Below are 17678 nucleotides of genomic sequence, written 5' to 3' on the forward strand. Positions count from 1 at the left end.
CCGGTCCGGGACCGGCACGCCGCCGGCCCGGGGCCGCCCGGAGGCCCCGTCGGGTGGCCGAGAGTCTCCGTTGACGGACCGGGTCCGCAATCCTAAGGTCCTCCATAGGATTGCTGAGTCCCCTTGAGCGGCGGGAGCGCGCGATGACTGGCACGGGCAACGAGCGGGCGAGAAAGACGGCCGAGGGGCTCGCGTACTCCGCGGGCTTCGGCAACGAGCACAGCTCGGAGGCCGTCACCGGCGCCCTGCCGGTGGGCCGCAACTCCCCGCAGCGGGCCCCCCTCGGCCTGTACGCGGAGCAGCTGAGCGGTTCGGCGTTCACCGAGCCGCGCTCCCACAACCGGCGTACGTGGCTCTACCGCATCCGCCCGTCCGCCGCGCACCCCGCGTTCACCCGGATGGACAACGGAGCGGTGCGCGGCGCGCCGTTCACCGAGACCGAGCCCGACCCCAACCGCCTGCGCTGGAACCCGCTGCCGGATCCCGGGGCCCCCACCGACTTCCTGGCCGGACTGTGGACCCTGGGCGGCAACGGCGACGCCACCCAGCGCACCGGCATGGCGATCCACCTCTACCACGCCAACGCCTCCATGGAACACCGGGTGTTCAGCGACGCGGACGGCGAACTGCTGATCGTGCCCGAGCACGGCGGGCTGCTGATCCGTACCGAACTGGGCCTGCTGCGCGCCGAACCAGGGCACGTCGCGCTGATCCCGCGCGGCGTCCGCTTCCGCGTCGAGCTGCTCGACGCCACCGCCCGCGGCTACGTCTGCGAGAACTACGGACAGCCCTTCCAGCTCCCCGACCTCGGCCCGATCGGCGCCAACGGCCTGGCCAACGCCCGGGACTTCCTCGCGCCGGCCGCCGCGTACGAGGACACCGAGGGCCCCTTCGAGGTCGTCAACAAGTTCTGCGGCAACCTCTGGAGGGCGACGTACGCGCACTCGCCGCTGGACGTCGTCGCCTGGCACGGCAACCACGTCCCGTACGTCTACGACCTGCGCCGCTTCAACGTCATCGGCTCGATCAGCTACGACCACCCGGACCCCTCGATCTTCACCGTGCTGACCTCGCCGTCCGACACCGCGGGCCTGGCGGGCGTCGACTTCGTGGTGTTCGCGCCGCGCTGGCTGGTCGGCGAGAACACCTTCCGGCCGCCCTACTTCCACCGGAACGTGATGAGCGAGTACATGGGGCTCGTCGAGGGCGCCTACGACGCCAAGGCGGAGGGCTTCGTCCCGGGCGGCGGCTCGCTGCACAACATGATGTCCGCGCACGGCCCGGACCGGGAGACCTTCGACCGGGCGAGCGCGGCCGAGCTGAAGCCGCAGAAGATCGACGACGGGCTGGCGTTCATGTTCGAGACGCGCTGGCCGGTCACCCTCACCGGGCAGGCGGCCGGCGCCGACCACCTGCAGAGCGGCTACGACCAGGTGTGGCAGGGTCTGGAGCGCCACTTCCGTCCCTAGGGCCTGCCCCGACCCGTCGGACACATCGCAAGAGCCCGCCCGGCCCCTGATACGGAGTCGTCCGTGACCACCTTCGCCCCCGACTCGCTGGACCTGAACCGCAAGCTGCCGCTGTGGTACCAGGTCTCGCAGTCGCTGCGCGCGTCCATACTCGGCCGCTCCCCCGCCGCCCCGCTGCGCCTGCCGACCGAGGACGCGCTCGCCGCGCACTACGGCGTGAGCGTGCTGACCATGCGCCAGGCGCTCAAGGAGCTGGAGACGGAGGGGCTGATCAGCCGGCACCGCAGGCGCGGCACGTTCATCGAGCCGAGCGCGCGGCGCGGGACGCCCGTGCGGCTGCTCGGTTCGGTGGACGCGATCGTGGCCCAGCAGTCCGGTATGCGTACCGAACTGCTGGCCCACGGCCCGGCCCCGGTGCCGTCCGAGCTGGTGGAGTTCTTCCCCGGCCTGGTGGAGGTGGCCACGTACCGCAGGCTGCGCAGCGACGCGAAGACCGGCGAGCCGACGAACCACGCGCGCAACTTCCTGCACCCCGACGTCGCCGCCCGCGTGGACCTCGCGGACCTGGAGCGCTGGCCGATGACGAAGGTGCTGCGGGACTCGGTGGGCATCGCCATCAGCCGCATCACGGACACCGTCGAGGCGCGGCTGGCCGACCCGGAGACCGCCCGGCTGCTCCAGGTGCCGCTGCTCAGCCCGATCCTGCACTACACGGGCATCACGTACGACCAGGACGGCCGGGTGGTGGACGTCGCGCGCATCCACTACCGGGGCGACCGGTTCTCCTTCACGGTGACGCTGGACGCGCACTGAGCCACCGGCCCGGCCCGGACGCCGCGTTCAGATCCGCTCCAGGCTGCGCCCCGTGGTGCGCGGGCCCAGCAGGGCCACGTCCAGGCACAGCAGCACCATCAGCGCGGCCGAGCCGGTGAAGACGGCGCCCGGCCCCAGAGCGTCCAGCACGGTCAGCGCGACGAACGGCAGGATCACCGAGGTGAGCCGGGACAGCGAGTAGGCGATGCCGATGGCGCTGCTGCGCAGGCCGGTCGGGAAGATCTCGGTCTGGTAGACGTGGAAGGCGTTGGAGAAGACGTTGCTGCACACGGTCAGCGCGAAGCCGGCGCTCACGATCAGCCGGCCGGAATCCGCGAAGCCGAAGGCCAGGCCGGACGCCGCCATGCCGAGCGCGGCGGCGATGATCAGCGTCCGGCGCTCGACGCGGTCGATGAGCGGTACGGACAGGGCCGAGCCGAGCGGGTAGCCGCAGAAGCCGAGGGCGGCGTAGCTCAGCGACGCGGTGACGGTGTGGCCCTTGGCGGTCAGCACGACCGGCGCCAGCGACCCGAAGCCGTAGTAGCCGACGGTCTGCAGCACCTGGAAGATCCACCACATCAGGGTGCGGCGCCGGTGGTCGCCGCGGAACATCTCGCCCAGCGGGACGCGGCGCTGCGGCACCTCCGCCGCCGCGGCGACCGACGGCAGCGTCCCGCCGGTCTCCCGCGCGACGCGCTCCTCGATGTCCGTGACGATCCGTGCCGCTTCCTCCTCGCGGCCGTGTACGGCGAGCCAGCGCGGCGACTCCGGCAGCCGGACCCGCATGAGCTGGATGAACGCCGCGCCCAGCGCGCCCGCCACCAGCAGCCAGCGCCAGCCCTCGACGCCGAACAGTTCGCGGGTGGCGACCAGGCGGGCGCCGACGAAGGCGGCCGCCGGCACGCCGAGGAAGCCGAAGGTGTAGGCCCAGGCGATGTAGCGGCCGCGGACCGCGCGCGGCAGGAACTCGGCGAGGTAGGTGTCCACCAGGACGAGTTCGGCGCCGAGGCCGAGCCCGGCCAGGAAGCGCAGCGCGATCAGCCACTCCACGTTCGGCGCGAAGGCGCACAGCAGCGAACACAGGGAGTACGCGCCCAGATTGACCAGGAACATCCGGCGCCGCCCGAACCGGTCCGCGAGCACCGACAGGACGTTGGCGCCCACGAACATGCCGAGGAACCCGGCGGCGATCACCCACGACTTGGCGGTGTGGTCCAGGTGCCAGCGCTCGGCGAGCACCGCGGCCAGCACCCCGCCGAGGAAGATCTCGTAGAGGTCGAAGAAGGCGCCGATGCCGACGGTGAAGGTGAGTCGGCGATGCCAGCGGGACGGCGGCAGCCGGTCCAGCCGGGCTCCCGCCCGCGCACCGGTGAGCTGCGTGGCGGTCATGGTGCTCCTCCCGGCGGACGGCGGCGGCGGTCATACGGGCGTACGGCCAGGACCGTACCCGTCGGTGATCACTCGCAAAAGACCGCCTCCGGCCGCCGCCGTTACGATGCCCCCAGCGACCGAGCGCACCGAAGGTCCAGGGAGGGCGACCCGCGTGACGGTGACACAGGGGACGGGCAGCGGCGGCGGCAGGCTCGCGGCGGCACCCCGGCTCGATGACCTGATGCCCTGGTCGGCCGCGCCGCTGCGGCTCGGCCGCGGCTGGGTCATGGCCCCGGACGCCGCCTCGCTGCGGGCCCGCTGGGCGGCGCTGCACGAGGCCGCGGACGACGGCGCGCGCGAGCGGCTGTTCCGGCCCAGCCGCGCCCGTACGCTGCGTACGGCGGTGCCTCAGCTGCCCGGCCAGCCGACGCCCACCGGCCGGCTCGCGCACACCGGCGGGCCGTGCCCCGATCCGGTGCGCGTCCTGCACGGCCCGTACGACCAGCAGTGGCTGCTGCCCGACCACCGGCTGATCGACGGTGCCCGGCCGGAGCTGTGGCGGGTCGCGGACGGGCGGCAGGTGTTCGTGGTGGAGCTGGGGCACGTACCGCAGACGGACGGCCCGGCGCTGGTCGCCTCCGCGCTGCTGCCGGACGGCCGGTCACCGGCCGGCCGTCCGGGCCGCATCCGCCCGTTGTACCGGCGCCCCGGCGGCCGCGAGCCGAACCTCGCCCCCGGCCTGGCGGAGCTGCTGGCCCGGCGTCTGGACCGGCCGGTGGGCGCGGCGGAGGTGCTCGCCTGGACGGTGGCGAGCGCCCGGCCCACGCCGTCCGGCGCCGTCGTGCCGCTGACCGCCGACGCCGGGGTGTGGGAGGACGGTGTCGGGCTGGGCGAGCGGCTGCTGTGGCTCCAGACGAGGGGCGCACGGGGTGACGGGACGGCGTACGGGGCGCGCGCCGGTGACCGTCCTCGGATGCCCGGAGGGCGGCGCCCCTACGTACGGGCCCCGCTGCCCGCCCGCGGACTGCCCGACGCTCTCTCCTACCTGCCGGACGAGGAGGCGCTGCTCCTCGGCCCCGGCCGGGTCTCCCCCGTGTCCCCGGCGGCCTGGGAGGCCGAGGCGGGCGGGGTGCGCGTACTGGAGGCGTGGTTCGGGCGCCGTACCGCTCCGGTGGCCGAGCCGGGGAGCCTGGAGGCGGTGCGGCCGGCCACCTGGCCCCAGGAGTGGACCACCGAACTGCTGGAGCTGGTCTCGGTCCTGTCGCTGGTGGCCGGGCTGCGGCCGGCGCTGGACGACGTGCACCGGCGGACGGCGGACGGGCCGCGCGTCGAGGCGTCCGAGCTGCGCGCGGCAGGCGTGCTGCCGCCGCCCGCCGCGGCCCGCCGCCCGGCCTCCGTCCTGGACCACCACGAGGAGGGCCCGGACGGGCAGTTCGCCCTCCTGTGACGCGGCCGGGCCGCCCCGGGCGTTGCCCGGCGCGCGGCGGCGGGTAGGTGCTCCGACCATGGACCGCACGCCGCCGCAGCCGCCGCCCCTGGAGGGCATCACCGTCGTCGCCGTCGAACAGGCCGTGGCCGCGCCGTTCGCCACCCGGCAGCTCGCCGACCTCGGCGCCCGGGTGATCAAGGTCGAGCGGCCGGACGGCGGTGACTTCGCCCGCGCGTACGACACCTCCGTACGCGGGCTGGCCTCGCACTTCGTGTGGGCCAACCGCGGCAAGGAGTCCCTGGCGCTCGACCTGAAGGACCCGCGCGGCCGTGCGCTGCTGGAACAACTGCTCGCGGGGGCGGACGTGTTCGTGCAGAACCTGGCGCAGGGCGCGGCCGCGCGGCTCGGACTCGACGCGGCGGCGCTGTGCGCCCGGTACCCGCGCCTGGTCGCCGTCGACATCTCCGGCTACGGCCCCGACGGCCCGTACGCGCACAAACGGGCCTACGACATGCTCGTGCAGTGCGAGGCCGGGCTCGTCTCCCTGACCGGGACGCCGGAGGAGCCCGCGAAGGCCGGGATACCGGCGGCGGACATCGCGGCGGCGATGTACGCCTTCACCGGTGTGCTGGCCGCGCTGCTGCGCCGCGGCACGACAGGGCGCGGCGGCCCGGTGGAGGTCGCGATGCTGGACGCGCTGGCCGAGTGGCTGGGGCACCCGCTCTACTTCGGGATGTACGGGGGCACACCCCCGGCGCGCACGGGGGTCGCGCACGCCGTCATCGCGCCGTACAACGCCTATCCGACGGCGGACGGACAGCCGGTGCTGCTGTCCGTACAGAACGACCGGGAGTGGCAGCGGCTGGCGCGGCAGGTGCTGGAGCGGCCCGAACTGGCCGGGGATCCGGCGTTCGCGACGAATGTGGCGCGTACTCGCAACCGGGACAAGACGGACCGTGTGGTGGGTGAGGCGCTGGCCGGGATGGGAGCCGGCGAGGCCGTACGGCGGCTGGAGGAGGCGGGGATCGCCTGTGCGCGGCTGAACGGGGTGGCGGAGCTGGCCGGGCATCCGCAGTTCGCGGCACGCGGCCGCTGGCGGGAGGTGGGGTCACCGGCAGGGCCGCTGCGCGCGCTGCTGCCGCCGGTCACGCTGCCCGGGAGCTCCGGGCCGGTGATGGGGGACATCCCGGCCCTCGGCGAACACACCGACGCGCTGCTGAGCGCTCTGGGTCTGACGAGCGAGCGGATAGCAGCGCTGCGCCGGGACGGTGTGGTCGCCTGAGGGACCGGGACCGGCTCTCTTGACGGCCGTGCCTCAGCCGTGGCCGCCGAAGAGCGACCGGCGCAGCCTGCGCAGCGGTGCGAACAGCGACACCCTGGCGCCGCGGCTCGTCCTGCTGCGCCGGTGATCACGAGCAGTGAGCTCCTGCATCAACGATGTCGCGCCCTCCGTCTCCCGGTGCGGGACGGCGGGACCGCCCAGCACTGCGAGATGGCGGTCGAGCCGCGCGCTGGACGCGCCGCTCCCGCAACTGATGGCAGGCACTCGAGGCCTGCTGCGCATTGTTATCTGTTCCATGACACTCCCCACCCGTACGAGGGCACCCGGCCCGGGCAGGGTAACCCTATCTCTCTCCTTCGACACGCGCGCGGCCCGGGCAGCGGCGTTCACCTCCCGCACACCGACGTTGACGCCACCTTACGGATCAACGTCAGCCGAGGGCGAGTTGAATGAGTACCGAGGTCGTGGGCCTGACGGAGCCGCCGGCCGGCTCCAGGGTGACCGCGAGCCGGTCCGCCCGCCCCGACCCGTCGTGCCGAAGATCACGTACCACGGCGGGGCCCGCGGTGCGGGTCAGCGGATCGTACGGCAGCATCGCGGCCGGGCGGGCGGTGGCGGTCCCGTCGCGCATCCGCCACAGCTGGTACGCGTGCCCTTCCGGCGGGGGCGGCAGCCCGGCGGCGTTCACCACGGCCCGGTTCATGGCGACCGATTCGACGGCGCTCAGGGAGCGGCCGCCGATCGGATGGCCGGAGACGGCCAGCGCGTCGGGGGCGGCCAGGACCGCGTTCACGGCCTGCGTCACGGCGCGCTGGTGGTCCAGTTCGGTATCCGTTCGGGCGAGCTGGAGGGCGAGCAGCGCGCTGACGACGAGGCTCAGCGCGGTGACCGCGGCGGCGACGCGGGGGCCGAGCCGGACGGGCAGGCGCAGGCGGGCCTTCTCCGTTCCGGTGCGGGTCTCCGCCGTACGCACGGAAGACGGAACATCTGATTCCGGTACCGCCGCCTCCTGCGCCGTGGCCAGCGCGGCCGTCAGCACACGGGCGCGCAGGTCGTCGGGCGCGGGACGGGCGGCGGCGCGGGCCAGCCAGGTCGCGTCCTCGGTGAGGACCCGCAGTTCGGCCGCGCAGTCCGGGCAGCGCAGCAAGTGCCGCTCGAAGCGGCGGCGTTCACGCGGGCCGAGGGCGTCGAGGGCGTACGGGGCGGCCAGGGCGTGCGGGCCCCGCCACCCGGCGCGCGCCGCGTCGCGCAGGGCCGCGTACGGCGGTCGGCGGCTCATCCGGCACCTGCCAGGCAGTCGCGCAGCCGCGCCAGCCCGTCCCGCAGCCGGGACTTGACCGTGCCGAGCGGTACGGCCAGCCGACGGGCCGCCTCCCGGTGCGTGTAGCCGTCGTAGTACACAAGGGTGACGGACTGCCGCTGCAACGCGGTGAGCCGCTCCAGGCACCGGCGCACCCACTCACGCTCGAAGGAGCTCTCGACCTCCTCGGCCACCTCGTCGAAAACCGTCACCGCGCCCCGCCGCGCGGCCCGTTCCTCGCGCGCGCTCGCGGCCCGCGCCGAACGCACCCGGTCCACCGCCCTGCGGTGGGCGAGGGTCAGGATCCACGACAGCGCACTGCCGCGCCCCGGGTCGTAGCGGCCGGCCCGTCGCCAGATCTCCAGCAGCACTTCCTGTGTCACCTCCTCGGCCTGGGCGCTGTCCCGCAGGACGCGCCGGGCCATACCGAAGACGGGCGCCGACACCAGGTCGTACAGCTCCCCGAAAGCGTCGTGGTCACCGCGCGCGATCAGGGGCAGCAGCACCTCGGCGCCGCGCCCTGCGGCCGTTTCGGAGTCCACGCGGCTCACCCCCGCTCCCGTGACGACCGGTCATTCTGCCCGCCGTGGTGGGTTCGGGGCGAGACGCGCGGCGGACCGGTCCGGGCGGCCACGGCTTTCCCGGGCCGCGGAAAATCCGGACCCATCCGGACGGCGGGCGGCCCCGAATAGCCGCCACAGCGCCGGTACGGCAGCACTGCCGCGGCGCCAGGACCGGGCCGTCCGGTCCCGCCCGAGGGGGAGGACCCACACGATGACCGCCACCACGAAGGACGAGAAGGACACCAGGCCCGGGAAGGGCAGGAGGCGGAGCCGCCGGACCGTCGCCGTGCTGGCCTGCGGCTCCCTGGCCACCGCGGGCATCGCCGGCGCGGCGGCCGGCCCGCTCTCGGTCCGCTCGGCGCAGGCCGCGAGCCACCGGGAGGCGCCGCAGATCTCCGGGCAGCCGGAGTACGACACCACGGACGTGTACGCCTACCAGAGCCCCGACAAGCCGGACACCACCACGCTGTCGGTCAACTGGTGGCCCTTCGCGGAGCCCGCGGGCGGCCCGAACTTCTACAAGTTCGCCGCCGACGCCCAGTACGACGTGCACGTGGACAGCGACGGGGACGGCCAGGGCGACCTGATCTACCGGTGGACGTTCAAGGACAACTACCGCAGCGGCGACACGTTCCTCTACAACACCGGCCAGGTCACGTCCCTCGACGACAAGGACCTGAACTTCTTCCAGACCTACGACATCGACCTGCTGCGGCTGAAGGACCAGAAGGTCGTCTCCAGCACGAAGGTCGCCAACGACCTCGTCGCCGCGCCCTCCAACGTCGGCAAGGCCTCCATGCCCGACTACCAGAAGCTGCGCGACCAGGCGGTCCGCCCGGTCGCGGGCGGCGCGACGTCCTTCGCGGGCCAGGCCGACGACCCGTTCTTCCTGGACCTGCGCGCCTTCGACCTGCTGTACGGCGGCGATCTCTCGGAGGTCGGCCGGGACACCCTCAAGGGCTACAACGTGCAGTCCGTCGCGCTCCAGGTGCCGACGAGCACCCTGCGCCAGTCCGCCTCGCAGCCGGTGATCGGCGTCTGGTCCACCACCCAGCGCAAGAACGCCTCCGGCGGCTGGTCGCAGGTGTCCCGGATGGGCAACCCGCTCGTCAACGAACTGGTCATCCCGCTCAAGGACAAGGACCGCTTCAACGCGTCCGCGCCGTGGAACGACGCGCAGTTCCTGAAGTACGTCACCGACCCCGAGCTGGCCCGGCTGATCGAGAAGATCTACGGGATCAAGGCACCCGCGCTGCCCCGCAAGGACCTGATCCAGGCGTTCCTGACCGGCGTGCCCAAGCTGAACCAGCCGCCGAACGTGCGCCCCGCGGAAGCGCTGCGGCTGAACACGTCCATCCAGCCCACCGCGCAGCCCAAGCGCCTCGGCGTCCTCGACGGGGACAACGCGGGCTACCCGAACGGCAGGCGGCTCACCGACGACGTCGTGGACATCTCCCTCCAGGTGGTCGAAGGCGAACTGGTCGGGCAGAAGAACGACCTGGGGGACGCGGTCGACGCCAACGACCGGGCCTTCGGCAAGACCTTCCCCTACCTGGCGCTGCCCACCTCGGGCTCCGAAGGGCCCCTGGCCAAGAAGAGCGGCGGCGGCAGCACGGACGGCAACACCCAGGGCTCGGTGAACCAGTCGGCCGGTCTGCGGACCGGACTGCGTCCGCAGGACAGCGGCACCGGTGACGGCGACAACGACGGCACCGTCCTGATCGCCTCCGCGTCGGCAGGCGCCGCCGGGCTGGTGCTGACCGGGGTCGCCCTGCTGTGGCTGCGTGCCAACCGCCGTGCGGGAGACCGGCGTTGAGGCACCTCAGGACGCCCAGGAGCGTGCGTGGCCGGCTGGCCGCCGCCGTCGTGACCGTTTTCCTCCTCGCTTGTGCGGTCACGGTCGGCGGGCTCGTCCTGGGCAATGGCGGCGGCCGGGCACCCGCCCTCGTGCCCGCGCCGCCGTCACCCGACGTCCCCGTGGACCGCGGCGCGGCGGCCGGCCTGACGGGCGCCGTGAACGCCCTCCAGGCGCGGCTGCGCGAGCGGCCCGGGGACTGGCTCGGCTGGGCCGGGCTCGGCGCCGCCTACGTCGAGCAGGCCCGTACGACCGGCGACCCGACCCGCTACCCGCAGGCCGAACGCGCCCTCGGCCGGTCGCTCGCGCTCCGCCCGCGCGGGAACGACGCCGGGCTGGCGGGGCGGGCCGCGCTCGCCGCGGCGCGGCACGACTTCCGTGCCGCGCTGCGGGACGCGGACGCCTCGCTCGCGGTCAATCCGTACGGCGAGCGGGCCCTGGCGGTCCGCGTGGACGCGCTGGTCGAGCTGGGGCGCTACGACGCCGCGCTGGCGGCGGCCCGGCACGCCGACGCGGTGCACCCCGGCCTTCCTTCCTTCACCCGGCTCGCCTACGTGCGGGAGCTGCACGGTGACGCCGAAGGCGCCCGCAAGGTGCTGGACCTGGCCCGGCGGTCCGCCGCACAGCCCGCCGACATCGCGTACGTCGCCACGGCGCTCGGCCAACTGGCACGCAGCCAGGGCCAGTACCCGGAAGCCCTCCGGCACTACGGGGATGCGCTGCGCGCCGTACCCGCCCACCTTCCGGCCCTGGAAGGCCGGGCACGTACCTACGCGGCGCGCGGCGAACTGGACAAGGCGGCGCGCGAACTGCGCGAGGTCGTACGCCGCTATCCCCTTCCGGGCCCCCTGGCCGCGCTCGGCGAGGTCTACGAAGCGCGCGGCGAACGGGCGCTCGCTCAACGGCAGTACGCCCTGGCCGGGACCTGGGACGACCTCGCGCGCGCCAACGGCGTGGCCGTGGACCTGGACACCGCGCTGATCGAAGCCGACCACGGTGACCGGCGGGCCGCCCTGCGCGCGGCCCGCGCCGAGTGGGCCCGCCGCCACACCGTGCACAGCGCCGACGCCTTGGCCTGGGCCCTGCACCGGACCGGCCGGGACCGGGAAGCCCTCCCCTACGCCGAGCGCGCTGCCGCCCCCGGATTCCGGGACGCGGCGTTCCTCTACCACCGCGGCATGATCGAGCGCGCGCTCGGCCGGACCGACGACGCCCGCCGCGACCTGTCCGCCGCCCTGCGCCTGGACCCCGGCTTCTCGCCCACCGGCTCGGCCGCGGCCCGGTCCGCACTCGCTTCCCTGGAGGCCGGACGGTGACCCGCCGGGCCGCCACCCTGCTGGCCGTGGCGCTCGCGGCCGTTCTGCTGCTGCTCGTACCGGCCGGTCCCGCGAGCGCGCACCCGCTCGGCAACTTCACCGTCAGCCAGTACGACGGGCTGGCCGTCCGGCCCGGCGAACTGCGCGTGGACCATGTCGAGGACCTCGCGGAGATCCCGGCCGCCCAGCAGAAGGCCCGTATCGACCGGGACGGGAACGGGGTTCTGAGCCGTACGGAACTGGCGGGGTGGGCCGGGGAACGGTGCCGGACGGCGGCCCGCGGCAGCGGACTGACCGTCGACGGACGCCGGGAACAGCTGCGGGCCACGGGCGCCACGGCGGACACCCGGCCCGGCCAGGCCGGGCTGCCGACGCTGCGCCTGGAGTGCGGACTGACCGCACGGCTGCCTTCGGACGGGCGGGCCGCGCTGCGGTTCCGCGCGGCGGAGGGCGACGGCGCACCCGGCTGGCGGGAGGTCACGGCCCAGGGCGACCGTACCCGGCTCACCGCGTCCGACGTGCCCGCGAAGTCGGTGTCCCGGCGGCTGACCGCGTACCCGCAGGAGGTACTGGCGTCGCCGCCCGCCCGGCGTTCGGCGGCTGTACGAGCCGTAGCGGGAGGGCCTGCACTGTCGGACACGGCCGGCTCGCCGCCCGCCGCGGCCCCGCCCGCCGCTTCCGTCCTGCCGCGGGGCGCGGACCGCTGGACGCAGGCGCTGACCGGGCTCGTCGCCCGGCACGACCTGACCCCCGCCTTCGCGGCGCTCGCGCTCGGCACCGCGCTGCTGCTCGGCGCGCTGCACGCCCTCGCGCCGGGACACGGCAAGACCATGATGGCCGCGGCAGCGGCGGCGGGCGGGCGGAGTTCGCGGCGGGACGTGCTGGCGCTGGGCCTGTCGGTGACCGTGACGCACACCCTGGGCGTCTTCGGGCTGGGGGCGCTGATCGCGGCCGGGTCGGCCGCCGCGCCCTCCGTGGTGGCCTGGCTCGGGGTGGCCAGCGGGGCGCTGGTGGCCGGAGCGGGCGCCTTGCTGCTGCGCCGCGCCCTGCGGCTGCGGAGGCACGGCCATGGGCACGGGCACGGGCACGGGCACGGGCACGAACATGGTCACGGGCATGAACACGGCCACAGCCACGGCCACGAACATGACCACGGACACGACCACTCACACGGCCATCAGCATTCCCACGGCCATCACCACCATCATCACCACCACCCCGCCCGCCCCGGTCTGCGCGGCACCATCCTGCTCGGCTTCGCCGGCGGGCTGGTGCCCAGCCCCTCCGCCGTGGTGGTCCTGGTCGGCGCCGCGGCGCTCGGCCAGGCGTGGTTCGGGTTCCTGCTGGTCGTCGCGTACGGCGCGGGGCTGGCCGCAACCCTGGCCGCGGCGGGTCTGCTGGCCGTACGGCTGACGCTGCGGCTCGGTGACCGGCTGGCCGCCGGGCGCGGGGCCGGCGCGCGGCTGCTGTCCGCCGCGCACCGGCTCGCGCCCGTCGGCACCGCTGCCGTCGTCCTCCTGCTCGGCTGCGGATTGCTGCTCAAGGGGGCGGCAACCACGCTGGGTTGAGGTACGTTTCCACCGAATCGCTCTACTGCGAGGGGGGCTCGTCCATGAGCGAGGATCCTGGCGGTGCGGGAGGTCCAGGCGGTGCGGGAGGTCCTGGCGATGCGGGAACCGGTGGCCTGCGGGGCGGCGGGGAGGGCGGGGACGGCGGACGGCTGCTGGCGGGGCGCTACCGGCTGGGCGACGAGCTGGGCCGGGGCGGTATGGGCGTGGTGTGGCGGGCCCGGGACGAGGTGCTGGCCCGCGAGGTCGCCGTCAAGGAGGTGCGGGCGCCGCGCGATCTGACCACCCGCGAGGAGGAGTTGCTGTACACGCGGCTGGAGCGGGAAGGCCGGGCCGCGGCCCGTATCGCGCACCGCAACGTGGTGACCGTCTTCGACGTGGTGTCCGAGGGCGGGCGGCCGTGGATCGTCATGGAGCTGGTCCGCGGGCTGTCGCTGGCGGAGACGCTGGCCGCGGAGGGGCCGATGGAGCCGCGCCGGGCCGCGGGCATCGGGGCGCAGGTGCTGGCCGCGCTGCGGGTCGCGCACACGGCGGGCGTCCTGCACCGGGACGTGAAGCCGGGCAACGTCCTGCTGTCCAACGACGGCCGGGTGGTGCTGACCGACTTCGGTATCGCGCGGGTGGCGGGTTCCGCCGCGCTGACGCTGACGGGCGAGCTGGTGGGGTCGCCGGAGTTCCTGGCGCCGGAGCGGGCGCTGGGGCAGCAGGCAGGCCCGGAGTCGGACCTGTGGTCGCTGGGCGTGACGCTGTACGCGGCGGTGGAGGGGAGCTCGCCGTTCCGCCAGGACACTCCGCTGACCACGCTGCGCGCGGTGGTCGACGAGCCGTTGCCGCCGCCCCGGCGTGCGGGACCGCTGGCGCCCGTACTGGAGGGGCTGCTGCGCAAGGACCCGCGGGAGCGCCTGGACGCGGCCGAGGCGCAGGGGATGCTGGAGGCGGTCGCGGGCGGCGGCGCCACACCGACGGTCGTGGTGCCGCCGCCGACGGTCTCCGCCGACCGCACCTACACCGCGGACGGGTACGGATACGGCCCCGCGGCACCGATGCCGGAGCCGGGCCCGCCCAACGGGACACCGGACGGGACACCGGCCGGGGACACCACGACGGCCGTGGCCGGCCGGGAGGCCGAGCGGCGCCGGCGGCGCTCGGTCCGGCTGCTGCTGGCCGGTGCGCTGCTCGCCCTGCTGGCGGCGGGCGGAGTGGCGTACGCGCTGCTGAACGACGGCGGCACGCCGGACCGTACGCCGGGCAGCACGACGGGCGGCGGGGGCTCCGGGGGAAGCACCGGCGACGGCGGAGGCGGTACGGGCGGCGGGGGCGGCGCTTCCCCGGGACAGTCGTCCCCCGGCAGTACGGCTTCCGCCACCACTCCCCCGGGCGCCACGACTCCCGGCCGTACGTACCCCGCCACCACTCCGCCCGGACACACCTACCCACGGACCACCCCGCCCCGTACGACCCCGGCACCGACGACCGGACACCCCACGACCACCGGGCCGACCACGCCCGCCCCCACGACCTCACCGGCCACGACCGCGGGCGGGGCCGGTGACGGCGGGCAGTACGGCGGGGCGACCGGCACACGGGACGACGGCGGCGGCGCGCGGACCTATGAAGAAGTCCCGCCCGGAGGCGGGACTTCCTAGGGGCGGAGGCGCGGGGTCAGGCGACGGAGTCGAAGACGGGCAGATAGCCCTGGGACTGTCCGTTGGCGGTGGGGTGGTAGGAGCTCTCCACCGGGAAGGTCACGCTGTGCAGCCAGGGGGCGGAGGAACAGATCTCGTGCCCGGCGAACGTCGTGTTGACGTCCGCGAAGGCGAAGCCGTGGTCGGCGGCGCGCTTGGCGGTGACGGTGTTGATGTCGTCGGCGGCGGCGTTGATCGCCGCGCGGGACTTCTCCGAGAGGCCGACGGCGCAGCCGCCGCCGAGCTTGTAGAAGCGGGGGTAGCCCAGGACGACGACCTGGGCCGCGGGCGCCTTGCCGTCGATCGCGTCGTAGACCTGGTCCAGCTTCGCGGGGAGCGTCTGCTTGATGTAGGCGCGCGCCTGGGCGACCCGGTTCAGGCAGGCGGTCTCGCCCTGGAGGGCGCAGGTGGTCATGGTGTCGGCGAAGCCCGCGTCGTTGCCGCCGACGGTCAGGCTCACCAGGTCCGTGCCGGAGTTCAGCGGGGCGAGCTGCCTGGCCAGCACGTCCCCCGTACGGGCGCCGGAGCAGGCGGTGAAGCTGAAGGACGAAGGGGCGTGGGCGGCGGCCCACAGGGCCGGGTAGGACTTGGAGCTGCGCTTGCAGGAGCCGCTGCCGCTGTCGTAGCTGCCCGCCCCCACACCTGAGGAGTAGGAGTCGCCGAGGGCCACGTAGTCGGTGGCCTTGACCTGGGGCGCGGACACGGCGGCGCTCGCGCCGGAGAGCGCGAGCGCCGTGGTGACGAGGAGCGCGGACGCCGTCGCCGCGCTTCGGGACAGTCTCATGGAACCTCCCTGAGCAGGATCTCTGCCACTTCTGATGTAGCAGGACCCATCCGTTACGGGAAGCGTCGACACCAATTCTCACGATCACGGGTGATCCCTGTGGACGTGTCGTGGCATTCGCGTGACGTGTACATATGACTACCCGCCAGGAGGCGTGCGCCAAAGACGCATCACCACCGCAGCGATCAGGCCAGACCGCCTCCGGCGTAAAGCCCCCTCCCCCGGCGGCCGGTCACCGGCCGAACGGGCAGGCCCCGCTTCACGAACGGGTCGCCCACGCCCCCAACCACGCGGTAGACATGGCCCGTTCACACCTTCTTCGTGTCTTGACGGGCGCGCGCCCCCTGCGCGACATTGAAGCCCGGCATCAGGCGCTTATGGGGGGCAAAGCTGCCAATGCAGACCAAGACCATCAACGGCAACGCGCCGGACGGCGGCAGACCGGCCGGCGACGGGCCCGCGCACGGCGGTCCGGGAGACGGCGGGCCGGACCATCCGGGGTCCGGCGCGGACGGCCGCGGCGGCGGACGGCTGCGCGCGGATTCGGCACCCGTTCTGGCCGGGGCGGCCGTGGCCGTGGGCGGTGTGGGCGCCTTTCTGGCGCTCGCCGACATCGCCTCGCCGCTGCGCGCGCCCTGCACGCTCTTCTTCCTGGTGCTGGCGCCCGCCACGGCCGTCGCCGCCGCGCTGGGGCGGCTCGACCCGCTCAGCCGGACCGTCGTCGCGGGGGCCGGGGCCGTCGCCGTGGACCTGCTCGTCGCGCAGGTCATGCTCGCGCTGCACATCTGGTCGGCGCGCGGCGGGGTGGTGGCGGTGGCCGTGCTCAGCGGCATCGTATTCCTAGGGGTCAGCGTGCGGCGCCGGCGTTCCGGCGCCCGTGGACGGGGAAGTCGGACGAACTGACGTGGACATCAGCGTGTACCGCCCGGGTGAGCTCAAGGGCACCGACCGGGCGGCGTGGAGCACCGTGCAGTCCCAGGCCCATCTGCTGGGTACGCCCCAGTTGGCCAATCCTTTCCTCGCACCCGAGTTCACCCTCGCCGTCGGCCACTGCCGGCGCGGGGTGCGGATCGCGGTGATCCGCGAGGACGGTGAACCGGCCGCGTTCCTGCCCTTCCAGCGCTCGTCGCTGGGCGTCGGGCGGGCGATCGGGCTGGGGGTCTCCGACGCGCAGGGGCTGGTGCACCGGCCCGGCTTCCAGTGGGACTCCCGCGAACTGCTGCGGGCCTGCGGGCTGTCGGTGCTGGAGTTCGACCATCTGGTGGAGGGGCAGAAGCCCTTCGAGACGAGTCCGCTGCGCAGTTATCCCTCCCCCGTCATCGACGTGGACCAGGGGTACGAGACCTACCTGGGGCGGCTGCGGTCCCAGGCGCCGAAGTTCACCCGCACGACCCTCGCCAAGGAGCGCAAGCTGGCCCGGGACGTCGGGCCGGTGCGGTACGTGCACGACGAGCGGGACCCGGCGGCGCTGCGCCGCCTGATCGACTGGAAGTCGGCGCAGTACCGCAGGACGGGCCGCAGCGACCGCTTCGCGCACCCCTGGATCCTCCAGCTCGTGGACCAGCTCTTCCACTCGCGCACGCCGTCCTTCGCCGGACTGCTGTCGGTGCTCTACGCGGGCGACCGGCCGATCGCCGCGCACTTCGGCCTGCGTTCGGAGCGGGTGCTCGCCTGCTGGTTCCCCGCCTACGACCCGGAGTACGCGAAGTTCTCACCGGGGCTGGTGCTGCACCTGCGGATGGCCGAGGGGGCCGCGGCCGACGGGCTCGCCTATCTCGATCTGGGCCGCGGCGAAAAGGAATACAAGGACTCCCTGAAGACCCGGGACCTTTCCGTGTCCGAAGGGTGGGTGGCGCGGCCCCATCCGGTCGCGCTGTGCCATCGGGCACACCGGGTACCGGTGCGGGCATTGCGTAACACGGTGCTGGCCCGGCCGGAATTGTTCGAGCCGGCTGATCGTCTCCTCAAACGGATGGGCCGAATCCGGTCGGGGCGTTGAGGAGGGCACCGCTCCATATCCGCCAATGCCGCGAAACGGGATGCGAGGTCGAGGTATTGCCATAGAGTCCCAGTCATCAATACCGTCGTACACCACTCGCACCGGCCCGTCATGCAAGGCGGCTCTAGGGGAGGGCTCAAGCGTCGCGACAGGGCCCGGAGCGAGGCGCGGTAGGGGGGTGCCGTGCTCGATCTTCACGTGATGAACACCGCGTGGACCGTCGGGACACGAGCCGCGCGGCCGG

Annotated in this window: 15 protein-coding genes; 10 read left to right on the forward strand and 5 right to left on the reverse strand. The window is 74.3% G+C overall.

Annotated features, from left to right (window positions below; translation table 11 throughout):
• Positions 1-143 precede the first annotated feature (143 nt).
• Together hmgA and A6A06_RS37495 are read left to right on the forward strand one after the other, a co-directional pair.
• Positions 144-1469, forward strand: a complete 1326-nt coding sequence (hmgA, locus tag A6A06_RS37490) for a homogentisate 1,2-dioxygenase (RefSeq protein WP_073768087.1) — start codon at positions 144-146, stop codon at positions 1467-1469.
• Positions 1470-1532: 63 nt separating this feature from the next.
• Positions 1533-2282: a GntR family transcriptional regulator gene (locus tag A6A06_RS37495; protein WP_073768089.1), complete on the forward strand. Its 750-nt coding sequence runs from the start codon at positions 1533-1535 to the stop codon at positions 2280-2282.
• A gap of 27 nt (positions 2283-2309) precedes the next feature.
• Here A6A06_RS37495 and A6A06_RS37500 read toward each other — a convergent pair whose 3' ends face one another.
• Positions 2310-3671 carry an MFS transporter gene (locus tag A6A06_RS37500; protein ID WP_073768091.1) on the reverse strand — a complete coding sequence of 454 codons (1362 nt, stop codon included), beginning with the start codon at positions 3669-3671 and terminating at the stop codon, positions 2310-2312.
• Positions 3672-3825: 154 nt separating this feature from the next.
• On the opposite strand from A6A06_RS37500, the gene A6A06_RS37505 reads away from it, so the two are divergent.
• Entirely contained in the window at positions 3826-5100 is a 1275-nt protein-coding gene (locus A6A06_RS37505; protein WP_443333822.1) for a type ISP restriction/modification enzyme, read from the forward strand.
• Between the two features lie 58 nt (positions 5101-5158).
• Positions 5159-6364, forward strand: coding sequence for a CaiB/BaiF CoA transferase family protein (locus tag A6A06_RS37510; protein WP_073768093.1), 1206 nt, complete (start codon positions 5159-5161; stop codon positions 6362-6364).
• A 33-nt stretch (positions 6365-6397) separates the two neighbouring features.
• Here A6A06_RS37510 and A6A06_RS43360 read toward each other — a convergent pair whose 3' ends face one another.
• The 3 genes from A6A06_RS43360 to sigK form a co-directional block, all read right to left on the reverse strand.
• Positions 6398-6661, reverse strand: coding sequence for a hypothetical protein (locus A6A06_RS43360; protein ID WP_073768393.1), 264 nt, complete (start codon positions 6659-6661; stop codon positions 6398-6400).
• A 133-nt stretch (positions 6662-6794) separates the two neighbouring features.
• A complete protein-coding gene (locus A6A06_RS37520; protein ID WP_079194615.1) occupies positions 6795-7643 on the reverse strand; it encodes an anti-sigma factor in 849 nt (282 codons plus the stop codon).
• Positions 7640-8215 (reverse strand): ECF RNA polymerase sigma factor SigK, encoded by a 576-nt coding sequence (gene sigK / locus A6A06_RS37525; protein ID WP_079194616.1) that lies wholly within the window; start codon positions 8213-8215, stop codon positions 7640-7642. Before sigK ends, A6A06_RS37520 begins: the two co-directional genes overlap by 4 nt.
• 223 nt (positions 8216-8438) lie before the next feature.
• On the opposite strand from sigK, the gene A6A06_RS37530 reads away from it, so the two are divergent.
• From A6A06_RS37530 to A6A06_RS37545, 4 genes are all read left to right on the forward strand, one after another.
• Positions 8439-10043: a DUF4331 domain-containing protein gene (locus A6A06_RS37530; protein ID WP_073768095.1), complete on the forward strand. Its 1605-nt coding sequence runs from the start codon at positions 8439-8441 to the stop codon at positions 10041-10043.
• 23 nt (positions 10044-10066) lie between these two features.
• Complete coding sequence (locus A6A06_RS37535; RefSeq protein WP_242441136.1) at positions 10067-11398, forward strand: tetratricopeptide repeat protein; 1332 nt, start codon at positions 10067-10069, stop codon at positions 11396-11398.
• Positions 11395-12966 carry a nickel transporter gene (locus A6A06_RS37540; protein WP_079194617.1) on the forward strand — a complete coding sequence of 524 codons (1572 nt, stop codon included), beginning with the start codon at positions 11395-11397 and terminating at the stop codon, positions 12964-12966. The genes A6A06_RS37535 and A6A06_RS37540 overlap by 4 nt, the downstream gene beginning before the upstream one ends.
• 200 nt (positions 12967-13166) lie before the next feature.
• Positions 13167-14612: a serine/threonine-protein kinase gene (locus A6A06_RS37545; protein WP_242441152.1), complete on the forward strand. Its 1446-nt coding sequence runs from the start codon at positions 13167-13169 to the stop codon at positions 14610-14612.
• Positions 14613-14628: 16 nt separating this feature from the next.
• Here the strand turns inward: A6A06_RS37545 and A6A06_RS37550 are convergent, their stop codons facing one another.
• Positions 14629-15435, reverse strand: a complete 807-nt coding sequence (locus A6A06_RS37550) for an SGNH/GDSL hydrolase family protein (protein WP_073768101.1) — start codon at positions 15433-15435, stop codon at positions 14629-14631.
• A gap of 396 nt (positions 15436-15831) precedes the next feature.
• Here A6A06_RS37550 and A6A06_RS37555 point away from each other — a divergent pair, with 396 nt between their 5' ends.
• Together A6A06_RS37555 and A6A06_RS37560 are read left to right on the forward strand one after the other, a co-directional pair.
• Positions 15832-16338 carry a hypothetical protein gene (locus A6A06_RS37555; RefSeq protein WP_242441137.1) on the forward strand — a complete coding sequence of 169 codons (507 nt, stop codon included), beginning with the start codon at positions 15832-15834 and terminating at the stop codon, positions 16336-16338.
• A gap of 1 nt (position 16339) precedes the next feature.
• Positions 16340-17434, forward strand: coding sequence for a GNAT family N-acetyltransferase (locus A6A06_RS37560; protein ID WP_073768103.1), 1095 nt, complete (start codon positions 16340-16342; stop codon positions 17432-17434).
• The last annotated feature ends 244 nt before the right edge of the window (positions 17435-17678 follow it).

The sequence above is a fragment of the Streptomyces sp. CB02923 genome (assembly GCF_001905005.1).
Classification (GTDB): domain Bacteria; phylum Actinomycetota; class Actinomycetes; order Streptomycetales; family Streptomycetaceae; genus Streptomyces.